Annotated in this window: 13 protein-coding genes; 3 read left to right on the plus strand and 10 right to left on the minus strand. The window is 61.5% G+C overall.

All coding sequences use genetic code 11. The features are described 5' to 3' along the window. Positions 1-5: 5 nt before the first annotated feature. From ACEXP3_RS09435 to ACEXP3_RS09455, 5 genes are all read right to left on the minus strand, one after another. Entirely contained in the window at positions 6-1,214 is a 1,209-nt protein-coding gene (locus ACEXP3_RS09435; protein WP_210107037.1) for a glycosyltransferase family protein, read from the minus strand. A gap of 63 nt (positions 1,215-1,277) precedes the next feature. Next, positions 1,278-2,450: an ABC transporter permease gene (locus tag ACEXP3_RS09440; RefSeq protein WP_377297025.1), complete on the minus strand. Its 1,173-nt coding sequence runs from the start codon at positions 2,448-2,450 to the stop codon at positions 1,278-1,280. Continuing rightward, positions 2,447-3,445 carry an ABC transporter permease gene (locus ACEXP3_RS09445; protein ID WP_377297026.1) on the minus strand — a complete coding sequence of 333 codons (999 nt, stop codon included), beginning with the start codon at positions 3,443-3,445 and terminating at the stop codon, positions 2,447-2,449. The genes ACEXP3_RS09440 and ACEXP3_RS09445 overlap by 4 nt, the downstream gene beginning before the upstream one ends. Position 3,446: 1 nt before the next feature. Then, on the minus strand, positions 3,447-5,348 hold the full coding sequence (locus ACEXP3_RS09450; RefSeq protein ID WP_377297027.1) for an ABC transporter substrate-binding protein: 1,902 nt from the start codon (positions 5,346-5,348) through the stop codon (positions 3,447-3,449). After that, a complete protein-coding gene (locus ACEXP3_RS09455; RefSeq protein WP_377297028.1) occupies positions 5,345-7,234 on the minus strand; it encodes an ABC transporter ATP-binding protein in 1,890 nt (629 codons plus the stop codon). The genes ACEXP3_RS09450 and ACEXP3_RS09455 overlap by 4 nt, the downstream gene beginning before the upstream one ends. Before the next feature lie 425 nt (positions 7,235-7,659). Between ACEXP3_RS09455 and ACEXP3_RS09460 the strand changes: the two genes are divergently transcribed. After that, positions 7,660-8,640 carry a glycosyltransferase family 32 protein gene (locus tag ACEXP3_RS09460; RefSeq protein ID WP_377297029.1) on the plus strand — a complete coding sequence of 327 codons (981 nt, stop codon included), beginning with the start codon at positions 7,660-7,662 and terminating at the stop codon, positions 8,638-8,640. A gap of 3 nt (positions 8,641-8,643) precedes the next feature. Here ACEXP3_RS09460 and ACEXP3_RS09465 read toward each other — a convergent pair whose 3' ends face one another. Both ACEXP3_RS09465 and ACEXP3_RS09470 read right to left on the minus strand, forming a co-directional pair. Beyond that, entirely contained in the window at positions 8,644-9,375 is a 732-nt protein-coding gene (locus tag ACEXP3_RS09465) for a polysaccharide deacetylase family protein (RefSeq protein WP_377297030.1), read from the minus strand. Next, positions 9,372-10,463: a glycosyltransferase family 4 protein gene (locus ACEXP3_RS09470; RefSeq protein WP_377297199.1), complete on the minus strand. Its 1,092-nt coding sequence runs from the start codon at positions 10,461-10,463 to the stop codon at positions 9,372-9,374. Before ACEXP3_RS09470 ends, ACEXP3_RS09465 begins: the two co-directional genes overlap by 4 nt. A 216-nt stretch (positions 10,464-10,679) precedes the next feature. Here ACEXP3_RS09470 and ACEXP3_RS09475 point away from each other — a divergent pair, with 216 nt between their 5' ends. Both ACEXP3_RS09475 and ACEXP3_RS09480 read left to right on the plus strand, forming a co-directional pair. Beyond that, positions 10,680-12,008, plus strand: a complete 1,329-nt coding sequence (locus ACEXP3_RS09475) for a nucleotide sugar dehydrogenase (RefSeq protein WP_377297200.1) — start codon at positions 10,680-10,682, stop codon at positions 12,006-12,008. 25 nt (positions 12,009-12,033) lie between these two features. After that, on the plus strand, positions 12,034-12,516 hold the full coding sequence (locus ACEXP3_RS09480) for a class I SAM-dependent methyltransferase (RefSeq protein WP_210107044.1): 483 nt from the start codon (positions 12,034-12,036) through the stop codon (positions 12,514-12,516). A gap of 48 nt (positions 12,517-12,564) precedes the next feature. Here the strand turns inward: ACEXP3_RS09480 and ACEXP3_RS09485 are convergent, their stop codons facing one another. The 3 genes from ACEXP3_RS09485 to ACEXP3_RS09495 all read right to left on the minus strand — a co-directional run bounded on the left by ACEXP3_RS09485 (position 12,565) and on the right by ACEXP3_RS09495 (position 17,895). After that, a complete protein-coding gene (locus ACEXP3_RS09485; RefSeq protein WP_377297031.1) occupies positions 12,565-13,053 on the minus strand; it encodes a cyclic nucleotide-binding domain-containing protein in 489 nt (162 codons plus the stop codon). 39 nt (positions 13,054-13,092) lie between these two features. Beyond that, entirely contained in the window at positions 13,093-15,813 is a 2,721-nt protein-coding gene (locus tag ACEXP3_RS09490) for an ABC transporter transmembrane domain-containing protein (protein WP_377297032.1), read from the minus strand. A gap of 297 nt (positions 15,814-16,110) precedes the next feature. Next, positions 16,111-17,895 carry an ABC transporter ATP-binding protein gene (locus ACEXP3_RS09495; protein WP_377297033.1) on the minus strand — a complete coding sequence of 595 codons (1,785 nt, stop codon included), beginning with the start codon at positions 17,893-17,895 and terminating at the stop codon, positions 16,111-16,113. Positions 17,896-18,089: the final 194 nt, after the last annotated feature.

The following is an 18,089-nucleotide window of genomic DNA, read 5'->3' on the forward strand; positions in this document are numbered from 1 at the left end:
CGACTTCAGCCCTGCGCGAGCGACAGATGGTAGGAGCCCTTGCGCTTGAACCAGTTGGCGACGATGCGCGAAATGGTGGGGAGACCTTCCATATGCATGCCGGGCGCACTCACCGACGGCGGGTCGCGCTGCAACACATCCTTGATGGCTGCGGCAAACCTGACGGGATCGACGGACTCCTCACCCGATACCATGCTGACAAGGCCAAGCTCGCTTGCCCGCGTCGCACGGATCAGCTGCTCCTCGCGCGGCTGCGTGCGCGGAACGATGAGAGCCGGTTTATCGAAGGAGAGGATTTCGCAATAGGTGTTGTAGCCGCCCATGGCCACGACCGCCTTTGCGCCGGCAATGCGATCTTCCATGCGGTTGTCGAACTCGATGATCTCCAGAAGCGGGTTGTTCTCGCAGGCATCCTTGAAGTGGCTGCGCTGTTCGCCAGACATGTAGGGACCGAGCACGATCACCGCCTTGTGGGTCAGCGTCGGGTCTGCCTCGTAGGCGGCAATCACGTCACGCACCAGATCGGCGCCATCGCCACCGCCGCCTGTCGTCACCAGCAGGTAATCCTCGCGGCCGGCCTGCGAGGTACTGGGCTCCAGCGAAGCCTTGCGCTGCAGGAAGCCGACGAAATTCATCTTGGAGCGCACCGAGTGCGGAATATCGATGCCGGTCAGCGGATCATAGAAATCCGGAGGCCCATAGACCCAGACATCGTCATAGAGATTGCCGATCTTGCGCAGGACATCGTTGCGCTTCCATTCCGCCTCCAGGAGATGCGGCGCATCCATGACGTCACGCAGACCCAGCACCAGCGTCGTGCCGCGCGTCTTGAGGTAGGCAAGCGTATCCTCCACCTCGTTGCGCAGGCCAAGCGGCTCCTTGTCGATAATGAAGATGTCCGGCTCGAAGGTCTCTGCCGTATGGCGGATGATCGACTGGCGCATTTTCATGGTCTCGTGCAAATCGATATGCCGGTCCATGGACGTGTATTCGCCGTTGCGCAGCTTGATGACGCTGGGGATTTTGACGAAATCCACGCGGGCGCGATAGTCGAAGGCCCCGGCGATGGTGGCGCCGGAGATGATGAGCACGTTGAGGCCGCGGTAATCCTCGACCAGCGAATGGGCAATCGTGCGGCAGCGTCTCAAATGGCCAAGCCCGAATGTATCGTGGCTGTACATCAGGATACGAGCGTTCCCAAGGCGTCTTGGCATGCTCAGTCTACTCCATCGAGTTCAGGTGCCGGACAACGCCTCCCCGCGCAATCCGTTTGGTTCTCATTTATATGGGTCTGCAGCATCCCTAAGGCCATCGCCCAGGAAATTGAAGGCAAGGATCACGAAAATGACCGGAAGAACCGGGAAAAGCAGCCATGGATAAAGTGCCAGAACACTCACCGTTCGCGCTTCCGTGAGCAGAACGCCCCAGCTGGTAATGGGGGGACGCAGCCCGAGGCCCAAGAAGCTCAGGGTCGTTTCCCCAAGGATCATGCTGGGGATGGTAAGCGTGGCGCTGGCGATCAGATGCGACAGAAAGCCGGGGATGAGGTGACGCCCGATGATGCGGGTGCTCCCCGCCCCCATCATCTGCGCCGCCAGCACATAATCCTCTTCCCGGAGCGCCAGAAGCTTGGAACGCACTGCGCGGGCAAGTCCCGTCCAGTCGAGCAGGCCGAGGATGAAGGTGATGCCGAGATAGACGAGAAGCGGGCTCCAGTCGACCGGCAGGATGGCGGCAAGTGCCAGCCACAGCGGAATGCTCGGGATGGACTGAAGCACCTCGATCACCCGCTGCACGACGAGATCGAACCAGCCGCCCCAGTAGCCGGCGAGCCCGCCGATCACAATGCCGAGAACGAAACTGGTCATGACGCCGAGAAGCCCGATGGTGAGCGAAATGCGCGCGCCATAGAGGATACGAGACAGGATATCGCGACCGAGCCTGTCGGTGCCCAGCCAGAAGAACTGGCTGTTTTCCGGCGGGCAGACGAGATGCAGATCGGCATCCACCAGACCCCAGAATTTGTAGGGCTCGCCATGGCAGAAGAAGCGCAGCGGCTGGATATCCGTCCGGTCGGGCTTATAGACCCGCTGCAGCGTCTGCATGTCGAGCCGCATGGTCTGGCCATAGACGAAGGGGCCGACAAAGCTGCCATCGTGGAAGAGATGCACCGATTGCGGCGGCGCATAGATGAACTCGACATTGCGGGTGTGCACCTTGTAGGGCGCCAGGAACTCCACGATGACGATCATCAGATAGGCAAGAAGAAGCGCAATACCCGAGACGAGCGCCAGCCGGTGGCGACGAAAGCGCCACCACATCAGCTTCAACTGTGAGGCCTGGTCGGCGGGCATGGTCCCGGTTGCGGCATCGTCGGCATATGGGTCGAACGGCGTATCGCGCACGTAATGCGGCAGGATGTCGGAAGGGGTATCGGTGCGCGAGGTCATTTCGTGGCTCCTCCGCGCAGGCGGATCCGTGGATCGAGAATGGCAAGCGCGATGTCGGAGATCAGCACGCCGATCACGGTGAGGAAGGCGAGGAACATCAGGAACGACCCCGCCAGATACATGTCCTGGCTCTGCAGCGCGCGGATGAGCATGGGCCCGGTCGTTTCCAGCGACAGAACGACCGCGGTGATTTCAGCGCCCGAAATGACCGCTGGAAGCACCGAACCAATGTCGGAAATGAAGAAGTTGAGCGACATGCGCAGCGGATACTTGATCAGCACCTTGAAGGGGTGAAGCCCCTTGGCGCGCGCCGTCATGACATATTGCTTGTGCAGTTCGTCGAGCAGGTTTGCGCGCACGCGGCGCACCATGCCGGCGGTTCCGGCCGTGCCGATGATGATGACCGGGATCCAGATATGTTCAAGGATCGAGGTGAACTTGCCCCAGCTCATCGGTTCGGAGAGATATTTCTGGTCCATCAGGTGCCCGATGGATGTGCCGAACCAGATATTGGCAAGATACATCAACACCAGCGCCAGCACGAAATTGGGCACCGCAAGACCGATCAGGCCAAGCAGAGTCAGGCCATAATCGCCCCAGCTATATTGATGCGTGGCCGAGTAGATGCCGATGGGGAAGGCCAAGAGCCAGGTGAGGATGATGGTGACGGTGGAGACCAGGACCGTCAACCACAGCCGGTCGCCCACCACGTCGGTCACCGGCATGCGGTATTCGAAGGAATAGCCGAAATCACCGGTCAGCATGCCGCCCACCCAGTGCACATAGCGGATCGGCAGCGGCTGATCGAAGCCATAGCGGGCGCGCAGGGCCTCGATTTCCTGCATGTCGGCCTTTTCGCCGATCGCCTTCAGCTCCTCGACATAGCTTTCGAAATAGTCGCCCGGCGGCAGCTCGATAATGGTGAAGATCAGCATGGAGATCAGCACCAGCGTCGGGATCATCACCATAAAGCGCCAGAGGATGTAGCGGATCATCTCACGCATCTTGATCGTACCAGAATGTGTCGGGTCTGTAGACGCCGAGATAGGACATGGGATCGAAGCCGTAGAGCCCGTCGCGCGGCATATTGCGCAGCCGCGTGGAATGCACCACCGGCTGCAGCGTGGCGTTGACGGTCCCGATGGTGAACACCTGGTCGGCGCAGAGCGCCAGCATCTCGTGCCAGACGGCCGCCCGCTCGTCTTCGGTCTCCGAATGACGCCATTTGTCCAGAAGCTCGTTGAGGCGGATTGCTTCCGGCATGTCGGGCGCCTGCCCGTCGCTGCCGCCCGAATAGGAGAAGAGACCCCAGAGCGGCCATTGCATCTGGTCGTCACTGGTCGGCGCCAGATCCTTCGGCGACATGTCGGCGGTTGGCACGCCGTTGTCGAGGCCGGCGGAAATGGTCATCACCGTATCACCGCCCTTGACGCGGCGGCGCAAGAGCTCGCGCTGCGAGGTGCGCACGAAGATCTTGATGCCGATCTCCAGCCAATGGTCGTGGATAAGCTCGAGAATATCCGTATCGACGCTGTGCTCGCCGGTCGTTTCGACGATCAGCTTGGCATAGCGGCCATCAGGCAGCAGGCGAAGCCCGTCGTGGCGACGGCCCGTAAGGCCCACCTCGTCCAGCAGGCGATTGGCCTGATCCGGATCGTATTTTGCCCAGGCATCGCGATACTGCGGCTTGAACAGCGGGCTCTCCGGCAAAATCGTATTGGCGCTTTCCTTGGCAAGACCGAAGAACACCGCCATGTTGATCTCGTGCCGGTTGACGGCAAGCGACAGCGCCCGGCGCACCCGAACGTCGCGCAACAGCGCGTTCCACACCGGATCCTTGCAATTGAGGTTCGGCATCAGCGCGGCGCGCGACCCCTGGATGCGCTTCCAGAGATCCACCGTGATCGGATAGCGCTGCTCGGCGTTCTTGAGGAAGGTATAGTCGGCGAAATCGAGGTTGGTGAACTGCAGGTCGCTTTCACCGGTTCCGGTCTTGGCGGCGATCAGGTCCGGCGAGCTGATGTCGAAGAAGACGCGATCGATATAGGGCAATTGCTGGCCCTGCTCGTCCACGCGGTGATAGTAGGCATTGCGTTCAAAGACGAAGCGCCCGGCCGGCGGCGGCGTGACATTGCGCCAGGCATCGAGCGAGGGAAGGTCCGGATTTTCCGGACGCACCGTGCGCGACAGCTTCTGGTGCAGGGCCACCCAGTCCTCCACCCGGTTCTTGGCGATGTGACCCTTGAGCTTTTCCGGCGTCTGATAGGTCGGATGGAATTCCTTCAGATAAGCGGCCGGCATCATCAGGCGCAGCGGCGACGGCGAGGCGATGTCGGTGAGGAAATCGGGATTAGGCTCATCCCAGCTGTAGCGTACGGTCAGCGCATCCAGGACCTCGAAGCGCGGCGCCTTGCCGTTGATCTTCAGGCTGGACGGAATGCCGCCGCGATAAAGCTCCTTGTTAAGGAACATGTCCTCCCAGACATAGCGAAAATCCTCGGACGTAAACAGGCTGCCGTCCGACCAGCGGTGGCCTTCGCGCAGCTTGAAGGTGAAGATGCGTTCGCGCTCCACATGGAAGCTTTCCAGAAGATCCGGCTCCATCGCGAACGTCTCGTTATAGCCGATCAGCCGCGCATAGGAGATGATGGGCATGTAGCGGATGTCGCGCTGACCGCCGATCAGGATGCGCAAGGTGCCGCCCGGCCTGCCGATGGCCTTGCCTTCACCGGCGACTGTGATCACGCGGGGGTTCTTCGGCAGGCGTTCGGCAAGAGGCGGCAGTGCTGCGGTCGCGGCGTCTTCTGCGGGCGTGGAGGCGGCGAACGCTGCGCCGAGCATGGAATGCGGCAGAAGCGTGCCGCCCAGAAGCGCCAGTGCCTGTCTGCGTGTGATCATGCCCGCAACTCCCGCGCATCCACATCCCGGCGGGCCAGCACGAAATGGCCGTCACCCAGATCCGCATGCATGAGGTCTTCGCCCTCGTTCTCGCTGACGAACTGGTGCGCCCACAGCTTGCGGGCGGCAGCGCTTGGCTGGCCAATGGCCTCGAAATCCAGCGGATGGTCGAGGTTTGGCACCGGAACGGCGGCCAGAAGCTTCTTTGTGTAGGGATGAACAGGCTGGCGCATGATGATATCGCAGGGCGCAATTTCCACGATGCGGCCGGCATACATGACGGCCACCCGGTCGGCCATGTAGTTCACCACCGCCAGGTTATGCGAGATGAACAGGTAGGTGAGGCCAAGGTCGCGCTTCAGGTCTTTCATCAGGTTGAGGATCTGCGCCTGGATCGACACGTCGAGCGCCGAGACCGGCTCGTCGCAGATCAGCAGATCCGGCCCGAGTGCCAAGGCGCGGGCAATGCCGATGCGCTGGCGCTGGCCACCGGAAAAACTGTGCGGATAACGGCTGATCGAATTCTCCGGCAGGCCAATGGCGCGCACAAGGCGAAGCGTTGCATCGAGCCGCGCCTGCGCATTGCCGCGCCTGTGGATTTCCATGGGCTCGCTGATGATATTGCGCACCGTCATGCGCGGCGAAAGCGACGAGACCGGATCCTGGAACACCATCTGGATGCGGGTGCGTAGGATATCGAGTTCATCCCCTTGCGCCTTCAGCACATCGATCGGCTTGCCTTCGCCGCTGAAGACGATCTGGCCGGCGTCCGGCGTCACGCCGCGCATCAGGATCTTGCTCAGCGTGGTCTTGCCGCAGCCGCTTTCGCCCACAAGCCCCAGCGTCTCGCCGCGGCGAATGTCGAAGGAGACATCGTTGACGGCGAGTATGGGCGGTGGCGGGCGCATGCCAAAGCCGCCGCCGCGCTTGGAGGAAAAGGATTTCGACACGCCGCGCACGCTGAGCAGCACGTCCGGCAGGGCAGCCGTGCCGCGGGCCTTTTTGTCGATCAGCCCCTCGGCATGCACCTTGATCTCGCGCAGCGGCTTTAGCCGCTTGTCGCGCGGCAGATCGAAATCAGGCACGGCCGCCATCAGGCCCTTTGTATAGGGATGTTGCGCATGGCGGAAGATCGCCTCGACGGGACCGGATTCCATCACCTCGCCGCGATAGACCACCACCACCTCATCGGCCATGCTGGCGACCACCCCGAGATCATGAGTGATCAGGAGCATGGCCATGCCGAGCTTCGACTGCAGATCACGCAAAAGCTTCAGGATCTGCGCCTGGATGGTGACGTCAAGAGCCGTCGTCGGCTCGTCAGCGATCAGGAGCGACGGCTTGCAGATCAGCGCCATGGCAATCATCGCGCGCTGGCGCATGCCGCCCGACAGCTCGAACGGATACATTTCGAAGGCCCGGGCCGGATCGGCAAAGCCGACCAGCCCCAGCATTTCACGACAGCGTTCCAGCCGTTCCGATGGCGACAGGACGGTGTGGACACGCAGCACTTCCTCGATCTGGTTGCCGACGGTGTGCATCGGCGAGAAAGAAGTCATCGGCTCCTGGAAGATCATCCCGATGCGATTGCCGCGGATCGCCCGGATCTGGCGCCCGTCATGCGGCAGCGACAGGAGATCATGAGTTTCGCCCGTATCAGGGTCGTGAAACAGCACACGGCCCGAAATGCGCGCCGTGGCCGCCTCGATGCCCATCACCGAACGGCCAAGGACCGATTTGCCTGACCCTGACTCCCCCACCAGTGCGGTGACCTTGCCCGGACGAATCCGCATGGAGATGGTCTTGACGGCATCGATGCTACCACCCCACATGGGGAAGGAGACAGACAGACCATCGATGTGGAGCAGATCTGCACGGTCAGTCATGCACTATGATTCCCGGAAGCCTTGTGGCGCAATTGCCAAAGGCGCGTTCCCATTGTTGTTTTCATCAACCGTATCTCAGCATATTGCCTGTGTCCATGTTCAACACCGACAACATCGTAACCTTGTCTGGCCTGTGGATCTGCCGCAAAAACCGTTTCGGGAAGATGACAGTTCCCGAATAAATCGGGAAAAGGCTTGAACGTTTCTGCCGAATTATACCAAGTGTCGATGATAGGAACCTATAGGACAGGCTTATCGAGCTTTCTGGCGTTGTCGAGGTTCTTGCCCGATGCGACAGCATCGCGCTGCGCACCGCGCCTAGCCAGAAACCGGTCGTGACCCATCCTATAGGTTCCTATCACCGACACTTGGTATAAGGCCAACCGTTGCCGGCCGGTCTCCGATTGATCATGAAACAGGTGAATATGTCCAAGAGCGATATGACCATGAGCCCGCGCGCGGACGTGAAGGCGGTGCGCACCCTGATCGAGAGCGGTGCGCTTGAGGAGGCACGGCTGCGTCTTGAGGCGCTTTCACGCGACGACGCGGTGATGAGCGACCCCGCTCTCGGCTCCAAAACGGTGCTCGGCTATCCGCGAAAACTGCACGCCGCCTGGCTGACGCTTGCCAAGGCAGAAGGCAGAGTGGTGGAACGGCTGGGCCTGCAGCATACGCTGGTGCCGCCGCCCGCGCTGCTCTCCCCCCTCACCCGGTTCGAGGGCGAAGAGAGGCGCCGGATGAACGCTCTCAACCGTGAGCCCGTGCCGCGCGTGCTGCACCAGATCTGGCTGGGCAAGCTTGGTCTTCCTCCCGCTGTCGAGGCCTGGCGCACCCATGCGGAGAAAAACGGCCTTGAATACCGCCTCTGGCGGGAAAGCGATCTTCAGGTGCTCGGCGTCGAAAGCCATCCGACCTTTGAGCGCATGATGGCGGAAGGCGACTTTCCGGGCGCCGTCGATATCGCCCGCTATTTCGTGCTGCTGGCCGAAGGCGGCATCTATCTGGATTGCGACTGGTATCCGGCCCGCGACGATCTGAGCTTTGCTGATATCCTGCCGCTGACGGGGCTATCGGCGCTTGCCGAAGACACGCCACGCGAGACGGGGATGGGCAGCCTGCTGCTCACCAATTCCTTCATTGCCACACCGGCCGGCCACCCGGTCTTCAAGCGTCTCCTCGACATTCTGCCAGAGGTCACGCAGCTCTTGCCCGAAGGACCGGCCTGGTGGTCGACCGGACCACTGGTGATGACGCTTCTCTTTCGCGGAACGACATTTTCCGTGCCGGACGCCGGTTTCGTCGCCGCCAATCTTGCCCGTCGTGCCCCCTTCTCGGAGGTGGAGGACGCAAGGCGGCAAGCGCTGGCGCAGGATGGCGGCCTGCTGATCGGCTGGAAATCCTGGTGACCGTCAGGCGCTGAGGATCTCTGCGGAATGCCGCCAACGGCAGGCCGGATGGCCGGCCGTCAGCGCAAAAAGCTGTTCCAGAAAATCCCAGGCCGCCGCATCATGCACGAGATGGTGCGTGAGGATGCCGATGGCGCGCATCGGCTCTTCACCGGCGAGATAAGACAGCAGCTCGGCAAACAGGGCCTCGGCCGGCTTTCCGCCATGGCTGCCATGCCAGTCCATGATGTCCACATGCGTGTTGAGAAGGGCAAGCGGCGCCGTCTTCTCGCGGCCGAACACCGAAAGCGACGCAAAGCCAAGCGCCGGCAGCCGGTCGACAATGGCCGGCGCAATGCGGTTCCACGGCGGAACAAGCATGGGCAGAAACTGCGCCGGGTAAAGCTCCCGCAATTTTTCAAATCCTGCCTGCAACTCGTCTGTCACACTTTCAAGCGGACGATCACGGCCAAGCTCCTGCTTTTTGGCGGGCGGCACCGCATAGCTGCGATGGGACCAGCCATGCACGGCAACACGTGCAAGCGGCACCGATGCCAGTCGCCTAGCAAGCGCCTCCCCGGTCTCCTCAGGGATGACAGCAAGCGTCAGCGGCACCTCATGCACGCTCGTCAGCGCCAGCAGCCGGTCAAGGGCCGGTGTGGGCATCACCGCATCGTCGTCGCGCAGCCAGAACGTCACCGTCCTGCCCCAGTCTGCCAACCGGTCCAGATGATCCTTCACAGCGTTCCGGGTCATGGGCTTTCTTTCATGCTGGTTTCAAGGATCTGGTGCAGGCGAAGCGATGCCGCAGACTGGGACCGCTCCTCCGCCACGAAGCGACGGGCATGGGTGGCCAGTCGCTGGCGTTCCGGCTCATCCGTCAGCAGGGCACGGATGGCATCGGCATAAGCCTCTCTATCCCCAGGTGGCGTCAGCAGGCCGGTTCGGCCATTGTCCACCACTTCCGGCACGCCCGCGACGTGTTCGGCAATGACCGGAAGCCCTGCGGCCTGCGCCTCGAGATAGGCAAGACCATAGGCCTCGCCATGGCCCGGCCAGAGATAGATGGAGCCGCGCGACAGGAATTCGGCCACCTCGCCCGGTTCCTTCTGGCCGACAAACCGGACCCGGCCGGGCGGCAGCACAGCACCAAAGGCTTGCTCCACTTCCGCCCGCGCCGGCCCGTCGCCGATGATGGTGAGCGTCCAGTCAAGGTCGCAAAGTCGATGAAGCGCGCCTGCAAGGGCGGTATAGCTGCTCAGCTTGTCGCCCGGACGCATCATCGCAACCGTCATCAGATGGCGAGGCTCCGGCCGGGGTTTTTTGGCCAGAAACGGTGCGGGATCGATAAACGGTGACAGCCGCTCGAAGCGGGCAGCCGGCGCCACGTCCAGAAGGCCCTGATGATCCCGCTGTGTGAGGCAGATATTGATGCGCGCCTGACGAATGCCGGACAGCACCGCCTCCTGCGACAGCACCCAGCCGCCGATATTGCGGCGCCTGGAATAGGAGGATTCGGCGGTCACATAGGGCAGGGAAAATTGCCGGCAGAGCTCTGGGCCCAAAAGATCCGGTGCCTTGTAATAGGGGTGGTAACAGAACCAGAGATCCGGCGGTCTCTTCGACCGCCACGCAAACGCGATCCGCTCGCGCTCCGCCTCAGCGATCATCTTCTGGTCATCCGGCACGTCCGGCGTTGCGGAAAAGGACCGGAACTCCGACACCGTCTCTACATCATGTCCCGCGAGCGTCAGAGCGCTCAGGATTTGCCGCGCCATCAGACGGTCGCCGGAGGGGACCGGATGGTTGGGAGATTTGAGCGGCGCGTAAAAGGCAATCTTCATCTCTGCGAGATGGCGCAAGCTACCCGCCGTTTGCAAGGCACCGGTCCAAGATTTTTTGTTGCGACAGGCGCCTCGCCCTCGGCTGATCACGCAAAGCGCGAGCCGTGTTGATCACGCGGCGCGCACCCTCACCTTGACAGGTCCGCCGTTGCGCCTCACTTGAAGCAGCCGAACAGTCGCGCCCAAGCGGAGAGGCATCAGGTGGATCACACAGCAATGCAAAAACCGGATCTTCTTTCAGCCATCGTTGCGAAAACCGCAAAAGCGGGCGTCATCGGGCTCGGCTATGTCGGCCTGCCCTTGGCGATGAGCATGTCCCGCGCCGGCTTCTCCGTGCTCGGCTTCGACATCGATCCCCAGAAGATCACCCGTATCGAAGCCCATAAGAGCTATATCGATGCCGTGCCGGATGCGGTGCTTGCCGCAGAACATGGCGCCGGGCGTTTCGCGGCGACGTGCGATTTCGATCGTCTCGCCGAATGCGACGTAATTGCCATCTGCGTGCCCACACCGCTCACCCGCCACCGCGATCCGGACCTCTCGTTTGTCGAAAATACCTGCCGCGACATTGCCGCGCGGCTGAGACCCGGCCAGTTGATCGTGCTGGAATCCACCACCTATCCCGGCACGACCGACGAGGTGATGAAGCCGATCCTGGAAAAGACCGGTCTTTCCTGCGGCGTCGACTTCTTCCTCGGCTATTCGCCCGAGCGCGAGGATCCGGGCAACCGCGATTTCGAGACGTCCACCATCCCGAAGGTCGTGGCCGGTGACGGTGAGCAGGCGCTTGCGATGATGAAGGCGTTTTATGGGGCCGTAGTCAAGACCATCGTACCCGTCTCCAGCCTTCGCACGGCCGAAGCGGTGAAGCTTACCGAAAACATCTTTCGCGCCGTCAATATCGCGCTCGTCAACGAGTTGAAGCTTGTCTACGACGCCATGGGCATCGACGTCTGGGACGTGATCGATGCGGCAAAGACCAAGCCCTTTGGCTATATGCCGTTTTACCCGGGCCCAGGCCTTGGCGGCCATTGCATTCCGATCGATCCTTTCTACCTTACATGGAAATCCCGTGAATTCGAACAGCCGACCCGCTTCATCGAGCTGGCCGGCGAGATCAATACGGCAATGCCCCGCCATGTGGTGGAAAAGCTGGCCGAGGCGCTGGATCGCAAGCTTGGCAAGGCGCTCAGCCGCTCGCGCGTGCTGATCCTTGGCCTCGCCTACAAGAAGAACGTGCCGGACATTCGCGAAAGCCCCTCGCTGCGGCTGATGGAAATCCTGCTGGAGCGCGGCGCAGACGTGGCCTACCACGATCCCTTTCTCGACGAGGTGCCGCGCACCCGCGAATATGGTCACCTGATGGGCCGCCGCTCCGTGGCGCTCACCCCGGAGGCGATTGCAGGCTTCGATGCGGTTGTCATCGCGACCGATCACGACCCGGTCGATTATGCAGCGCTCGAACAATCTTCGGCGCTGATCATCGATACGCGCAATGTGTATGCCCGGCGCGGCATCTCATCGGACAAGGTCGTCAAGGCTTGAAGCAGCAAAAGGCAGGGAGACGAGCGTGAGCAGGCTCGACAGTTTCATCAACCGCATGAGCGCGCAGCGGGACCTATTAAACCACGTGCGCGACCATGGCGATCTGCCGGAAGAAGGCCCGGTCTTCGAGATCGGGCTTGGCAATGGCCGCACCTTCAGCCATCTGCGCGAATGTTTCGGCGGCCGGCGGATCATCGCCTTTGATCGCAAGCTGGCCTCGCATGCCTCTGCGACGCCCGAACCGGAGAATTTCGTCGAGGGGGAAATCCGCGAAACCGGGCAGGCCTTTGTCGGAAAGAATGCCGCCCTCGTCCATGCCGATATCGGCACCGGCTATCCGGACGTCGATGCCGTGACGCTGACATGGCTGCCGCAGATGGTGGCGGGCATGCTGGCACCGGGCGGCGTTGCCGTGAGCGGGCTGCCGCTGGACCATGCGGACCTTCAGCCCTTGCCGCGGCTGGAAAGCATTCAGGAAGGTCGATATTTTCACTATCGCCGGCGCTGATCGCGGCGGAAGCGGCAAAGGTGGCTCGCAGAAACCGTCAGGACAGGCTCAATCGACGCGTTCGGGCAGCTTGGCGAGCGCAAGGCCAGGCATCTTGGCCAACGCCTTTTGGGGTGCGTGGGCTGCATCGCGAATGGTTTCGGCCATCGACCGGCTGATCTGGAAGCTGACCTGCGGATTGTGGGAGACGACCTTCAGGAAGCAATCGCGCGAAATGCGCAGCGCTTCCAGCGGTTCCGTCACGCGGGCGGTCGCACCCCGCGGCGCCTCCGAAAGCAGGCACATTTCGCCAACCATGGAATGGGCATGGGCTTCGCCCACCTTCTTCTCGCCTGCGACCGTATCGACCACAAGATCCGCTTTTCCGCGCAGCAGCACATAGGCCGCATCGCTGCTGTCGCCCTGCCGGAACATCACCTGGCCCGCATCATAGCAGACGCGATCCGATGCAAACGCCAGCAATTTCAGCTTGCAGGCATCGACCTTGCTGAAATAGGGCAGTTTCTGCAGAAGCTTCACTTCGTCGTTGAGCAACATGGAGGTCCACTTATCTCCCCTCCGCACAGCAACGTCAGCTTACGCCACCAGCGACTTGAAGATACCACTTTCTTTGTCCAGAGTATCGTATGGTCCATCGGCGACCACGACGCCGCGATCGAATACGATGACTCTGTGAAACAGGCGTGACAGTGTTGTGTTGGAAAGAACCCACACAATGGCAGGATCATTGTCCTGCTCCTTGAGGAAATCAAGAACGTTTTTGACGATCTCTTCCTGCACGCGGCGATCGAGCCCCGGCAAAGGCCGGTTGAAGATGTAAAAGTCCGACCGGCGGATAAGCGCGCGCGCCAGGCTGATCTTGTGGCGCTGCGTCAGCGTCAGGCGTCGCCCGCCGCTCCCCACGTCGAAACTGAGGCCGATGCCGAGGAAGCTGTCGAGCAGCCCCTTTTCATCCATGATCCGCTTGGCGATCTCGCGGACATGGACAGCGGCATCGGGAGCCCTATGGGAAAGCTTGCCGAACAGCACATTTTCCCGAAGCGTGGCGGCCGCCATATAGCGATGCGGGTCATAGCGCTCCACCCGGTCGCGCAGATCGGCGGGAAGATTGTTGTAAAACAGGTCGCGGGCCGCCACCACCTGGCTCATGATCTCCTGCGTCAGCACGCCGAAGCGATAGCGCGGTTCGATGTAATAGAGGCTAAGCCGCACGATGCTGCGGTGCTCATCCTCCGTCACGGCCTGTTCCTTGCGTGCCTTTCGCTTCTGCAGGAACTGCTGGTAGCCTGAAATGTCGTCGGCGGTGATATTTTGCAGCTGCTGGAAGAACGGATGTTCCGGCGGCAGGTCGGCAAAGATTTCCACAAGGTTTTCAGCGATCGTCATGCCCATGGCATAGAGAAGCTCGGAGAGGCCGGCACGCTTCAGCACCTCGAACACGTACTGGCTTTCCGCCACGTCCGTCTCCGAAGGCGCGCTTGTGCGGGTTGCGGCAAACAGAAGATTTTCCGCAACGGTCGCCTCGGTATTGTAGGAGGCAGGGTCGAATGGCGCCACGATATGCGCAAGCCCTTCCTGCTTAAGCGCGTCGCGCAGCGCATGGCGCATTTCCACCACACGCTCGGCAAGGCCGGGATTCTCCTGCGGATCGATGATCGAGTGCAGCGCCAGTTCCATGACGTCCGGCGTCAGCTGCACGGCATCGAGCGCCCGCGTCAGCGATTGCTTCAGGTCATCGTTGAATCCGCGCAGAACCGAGGTGGAGCGCCGGTCGAGCCAGTCGGCATTGAGGTCATAGCTGCAATTGGCCGCCATTTGCGCCTCATGCACCTCCCATTTGCGGGTTGCCGCGTCGCGGCCGCTATAGCTGACGGTGCTGGTGGGCGCATGCTTCAGCCCATAGAGCAGGTTGTCCTTCAGGCTGCCGTGGAAGAAATAGCTGTTGGCCGAGACATAGGAGATCCGCCGGCCTGTAATGGATTCCGGCAGTTCCAGAATATCGGCATCGCCCAGCGTGACCTTGCCGGACAGCGGCCAGACCAGCCGGCCGAAGGCTTCGGCAAGCGCCTCGCCGCCACTGCCGGAATTATCGACGACGGCGACCGTCTCGCCGCGCTCGATCTTCACCGACACCCCGTCGACCACCTTGGCGCCGCTGCCATCGGCAATGATGATATTGGTCGCCGCCAGCGCACCGCCGGGAAAAGCCGGCGCAATCGGCGCAATCACCTGCACCGCAGGCTCGATCAGCTGCGGCGGCTCGAACTGTTCCAGCACCTGCTCGTACTTCACCTGCACGTCCTGGCGCGCCTGATCCCAGTCGATCAGTTCCTTGAGCGGTCCCGGCAGGTCCTTGTAAGCGTTGATGACGGCCACCAGCTGGCCGACGTCCAGACTGCCGCGCAGGGCAAAATAGCCGCCGATCGAGTAGAACAGGAAGGGCGTCAGCTGCGACAGGAAGTTGTTGACGAACTTGACGAGGAACTTCCACTGGTAAAGCTCAAAACGGATCCGGTAGATCTGACCAAGCCGGGCAGCAATATCGGCGCGCTCGTAATTGGAGGTGTCATAGGCATGGATCGTGTCGATGCCCTCGACGATTTCGCCCACCTTGCCGGCCAGGTGACGCGCCGTAATCTGACGCTGGCGCCCGAGATCGATCAGGCGGCGGCGCATCTTGGGAATGATGCCGACCTGGATAGCCACCATGACGGCAGCGATCATGCCGAGCCAGGTGTTCTGCAGGAAGATGAAGAAGAGGGCGGCGGCGGCCTGTCCACCCAGAAGCGCGGGCTGCACGAAGGCATCGCCGGTAAAGCCGCCGAACGGCTCCACCTCGTCCTTCACCATGGTCGAGATTTCCGCGCCGTTCACCTGTTTCATGGTGTTGGGCGGAAAGCGCAGAACGCGGTCGACGAGCTCATACCGAATGCGGCGCAACAGCCGCTCGCCGAGACGACCCTTGTAGGTATTGATATAGAACTTGAACAGGCCGTTGACGATGACCAGCAGCAGGAAGACGCCGCTCAGCGCCATCAGCATGGACAGCCGGTTCAGCTGGATTCCGTCATAGGAAATGGTCCAGTCGATGACCGGAACGGTGAAGCTGAAATCGAGGAAGGCGGCAGAGGCGTCCGCCGATTCGAATCCCTGCCCCTGGATCGGGCCGTTGATGATCTGCTTGGGCAGGTCGAAGGCCGCAAAATAGGGCAGCATCGAGAACAGGACGATGAACAGGATCCAGATCTGTTGGGAACGCGTGTGATTCCAGATATAACGAAGTAGGTTCTGTTCCATCCGGCGGGTGCTTTGGCGTTCCGTGCGTCCCTGGGAGAGGACGCGAATGTTCAAGGAATTGAGTATATATTCGCGTCTGCCCGCCGGCGCAAATGCAGTGCACACAAAGACGCCACCGGGGTGCCAAAAGTTTCACCCCTGGCGGTTTCAGGACACAGGAGCAGGAAATTCGGGCAAGGATGGGGCCGCGAACGACCGCATATGCAGCGTCGCGGGCCCGCCATACCAACCGATTTTACCGCCGAGGGCGAATCGGGTACGCAGCCACGCCCGGAAGATGCGGCCCCGACGGGGATTTCAGGCCGTCTTGATTTCACCGGAGAGCGGCGGACGCCCTTCATCGAGAAGCGTGGCAAGACCGTCCACCTGCGCATGGTGCAGGCGCCGGTAAAGCCCGTCCGCCATGCCCACGAGCTCGCTATGGCTGCCCTGCTCAATGATGCGACCCTTGTCCACGACCAGGATCCGGTCCGCCTTGGTGATCGTGGCCAGCCGGTGGGCAATGACGAGCGTCGTGCGCCCGACGGCAAGCTCTGCAAGCGACGCCTGGATGGCGCGTTCCGTTTCCGTATCGAGCGCCGACGTTGCCTCGTCGAGGATGAGGATCGGCGGGTTCTTGAGGAAGATGCGGGCAATCGCCAGCCGCTGCTTCTGCCCGCCCGATAGTTTTACGCCACGCTCCCCGATCACCGTATCGAGGCCGTCGGGCAAAGCCTCGATCACATCCGACAGCCGTGCCCGCCGGGCAGCCTCGATAATGTCCGTGTCGGAGGCCCCCAAGCGACCATAGGCGATGTTTTCGCGGATCGAGCCGGCAAAGAGGAACACGTCCTGCTGTACGATGCCGATATTGCCGCGCAGGGATTTGAGCGTCATGTCGCGGATATCAACGCCGCCGATGGTGATGGCACCGTCCGTCACGTCGTAAAACCGCGGCAGCAGCGAGCAGAGCGTCGTCTTGCCGGCACCGGACGGCCCGACGAAGGCCACCATCGTTCCCTGCTTGACGGACAGATTGAGGCCCTGAAACACCGGCTGGCCGCTGGCATACTGGAACGCCACATCCTTGAAGACGATATCGCCATCCAGTCGCGACAACGGCTTTGCGCCGGGACGGTCGACGATATCGGGCTTCTGCGCCAGAAAGGCGAGATAGCGCTGGAAGCCGGCAATGCCCTTCGGATAGGTCTCGATGACGGAATTGATCTTCTCGATCGGACGCAGGAAGACGTTGACGAGAAGCAGGAAGCCGACAAAACCGCCGGCGCTGAGGCTTCCCTGCGTGACGAACCAGGCACCAGCCAGCATGATCACCACCTGCACGAAGCGCATCGAGAGATAGGTGAGCGAGGTGGATGCCGCCATGTACCGATAGGCCTGCAGCTTGGTGTCGCGGTAATTGCTGTTGTCTCTGGCAAACAGCCGGCGCTCGTGCTCTTCGTTGGCAAAGGCCTGCACGACGCGGATGCCCCCGACATTGGCCTCGATACGGGTGTTGAAATCGGCAACGCGACCATAGAGCGCCCGCCAGGTCACGGTCATCCTCTGCCCGTAATGGGTGGTGAGAAAACCGGTGAGCGGCACGATGATGGCGGCCATTACCGCCAGCGGCGCATGCACCCACAGCATGATGCAGAAGGCGCCGATCAGCGTCATCACTGCGATGAACAGGTCTTCCGGGCCGTGATGGGCCACCTCGCCGATTTCTTCGAGATCCTTGGTCAGGCGCGCCACCAGCCGGCCCGTCCGCTCATTGTCGAAATAGCCGAAGGACAGCGTCTGCAAATGGTCGAAGGCCTTGCGCCGCATCTCCGTCTCGATGTTGATGCCGAGCATGTGGCCCCAGTAGGTAACGATGATCTGCAGGCCGGCATTGGCGAGATAGACCAGCAGCAGGCCCACGGCGGCCACCGCGATCCAGCCGAACTGACCCGTCGGCAAAAGCCTGTCAATGAACAGTGTCACGGCCAGCGGGAAGGCAAGCTCGAGAAGACCGGACACGACCGCGCAGGAGAAATCCAGGAGGAAAAGCCGCGTATGGGGGCGATAATAGGCGGCAAACTGCTTGAGCGTATCGGACATGGGTCAAACTCTCGGTGCCTTGGCGGCTGAAAGACAAGGCTCGGGCATACCCCCGCATCCGACCTTTTGCAAATCATGAGTGTATGACACTTCAATCGCAGCAGCCAGAAAGCGCATTTTTTAAGCAGAATGAAGATCTGCACAAATTTGTTGACATCGGCCCGGCAGCCCGATCTATTTGTATAGTCAAAAGG

Origin of the sequence: Neorhizobium fuzhouense (genome assembly GCF_042611105.1) — a bacterium.
GTDB classification, from domain to species: domain Bacteria; phylum Pseudomonadota; class Alphaproteobacteria; order Rhizobiales; family Rhizobiaceae; genus Neorhizobium; species Neorhizobium galegae_A.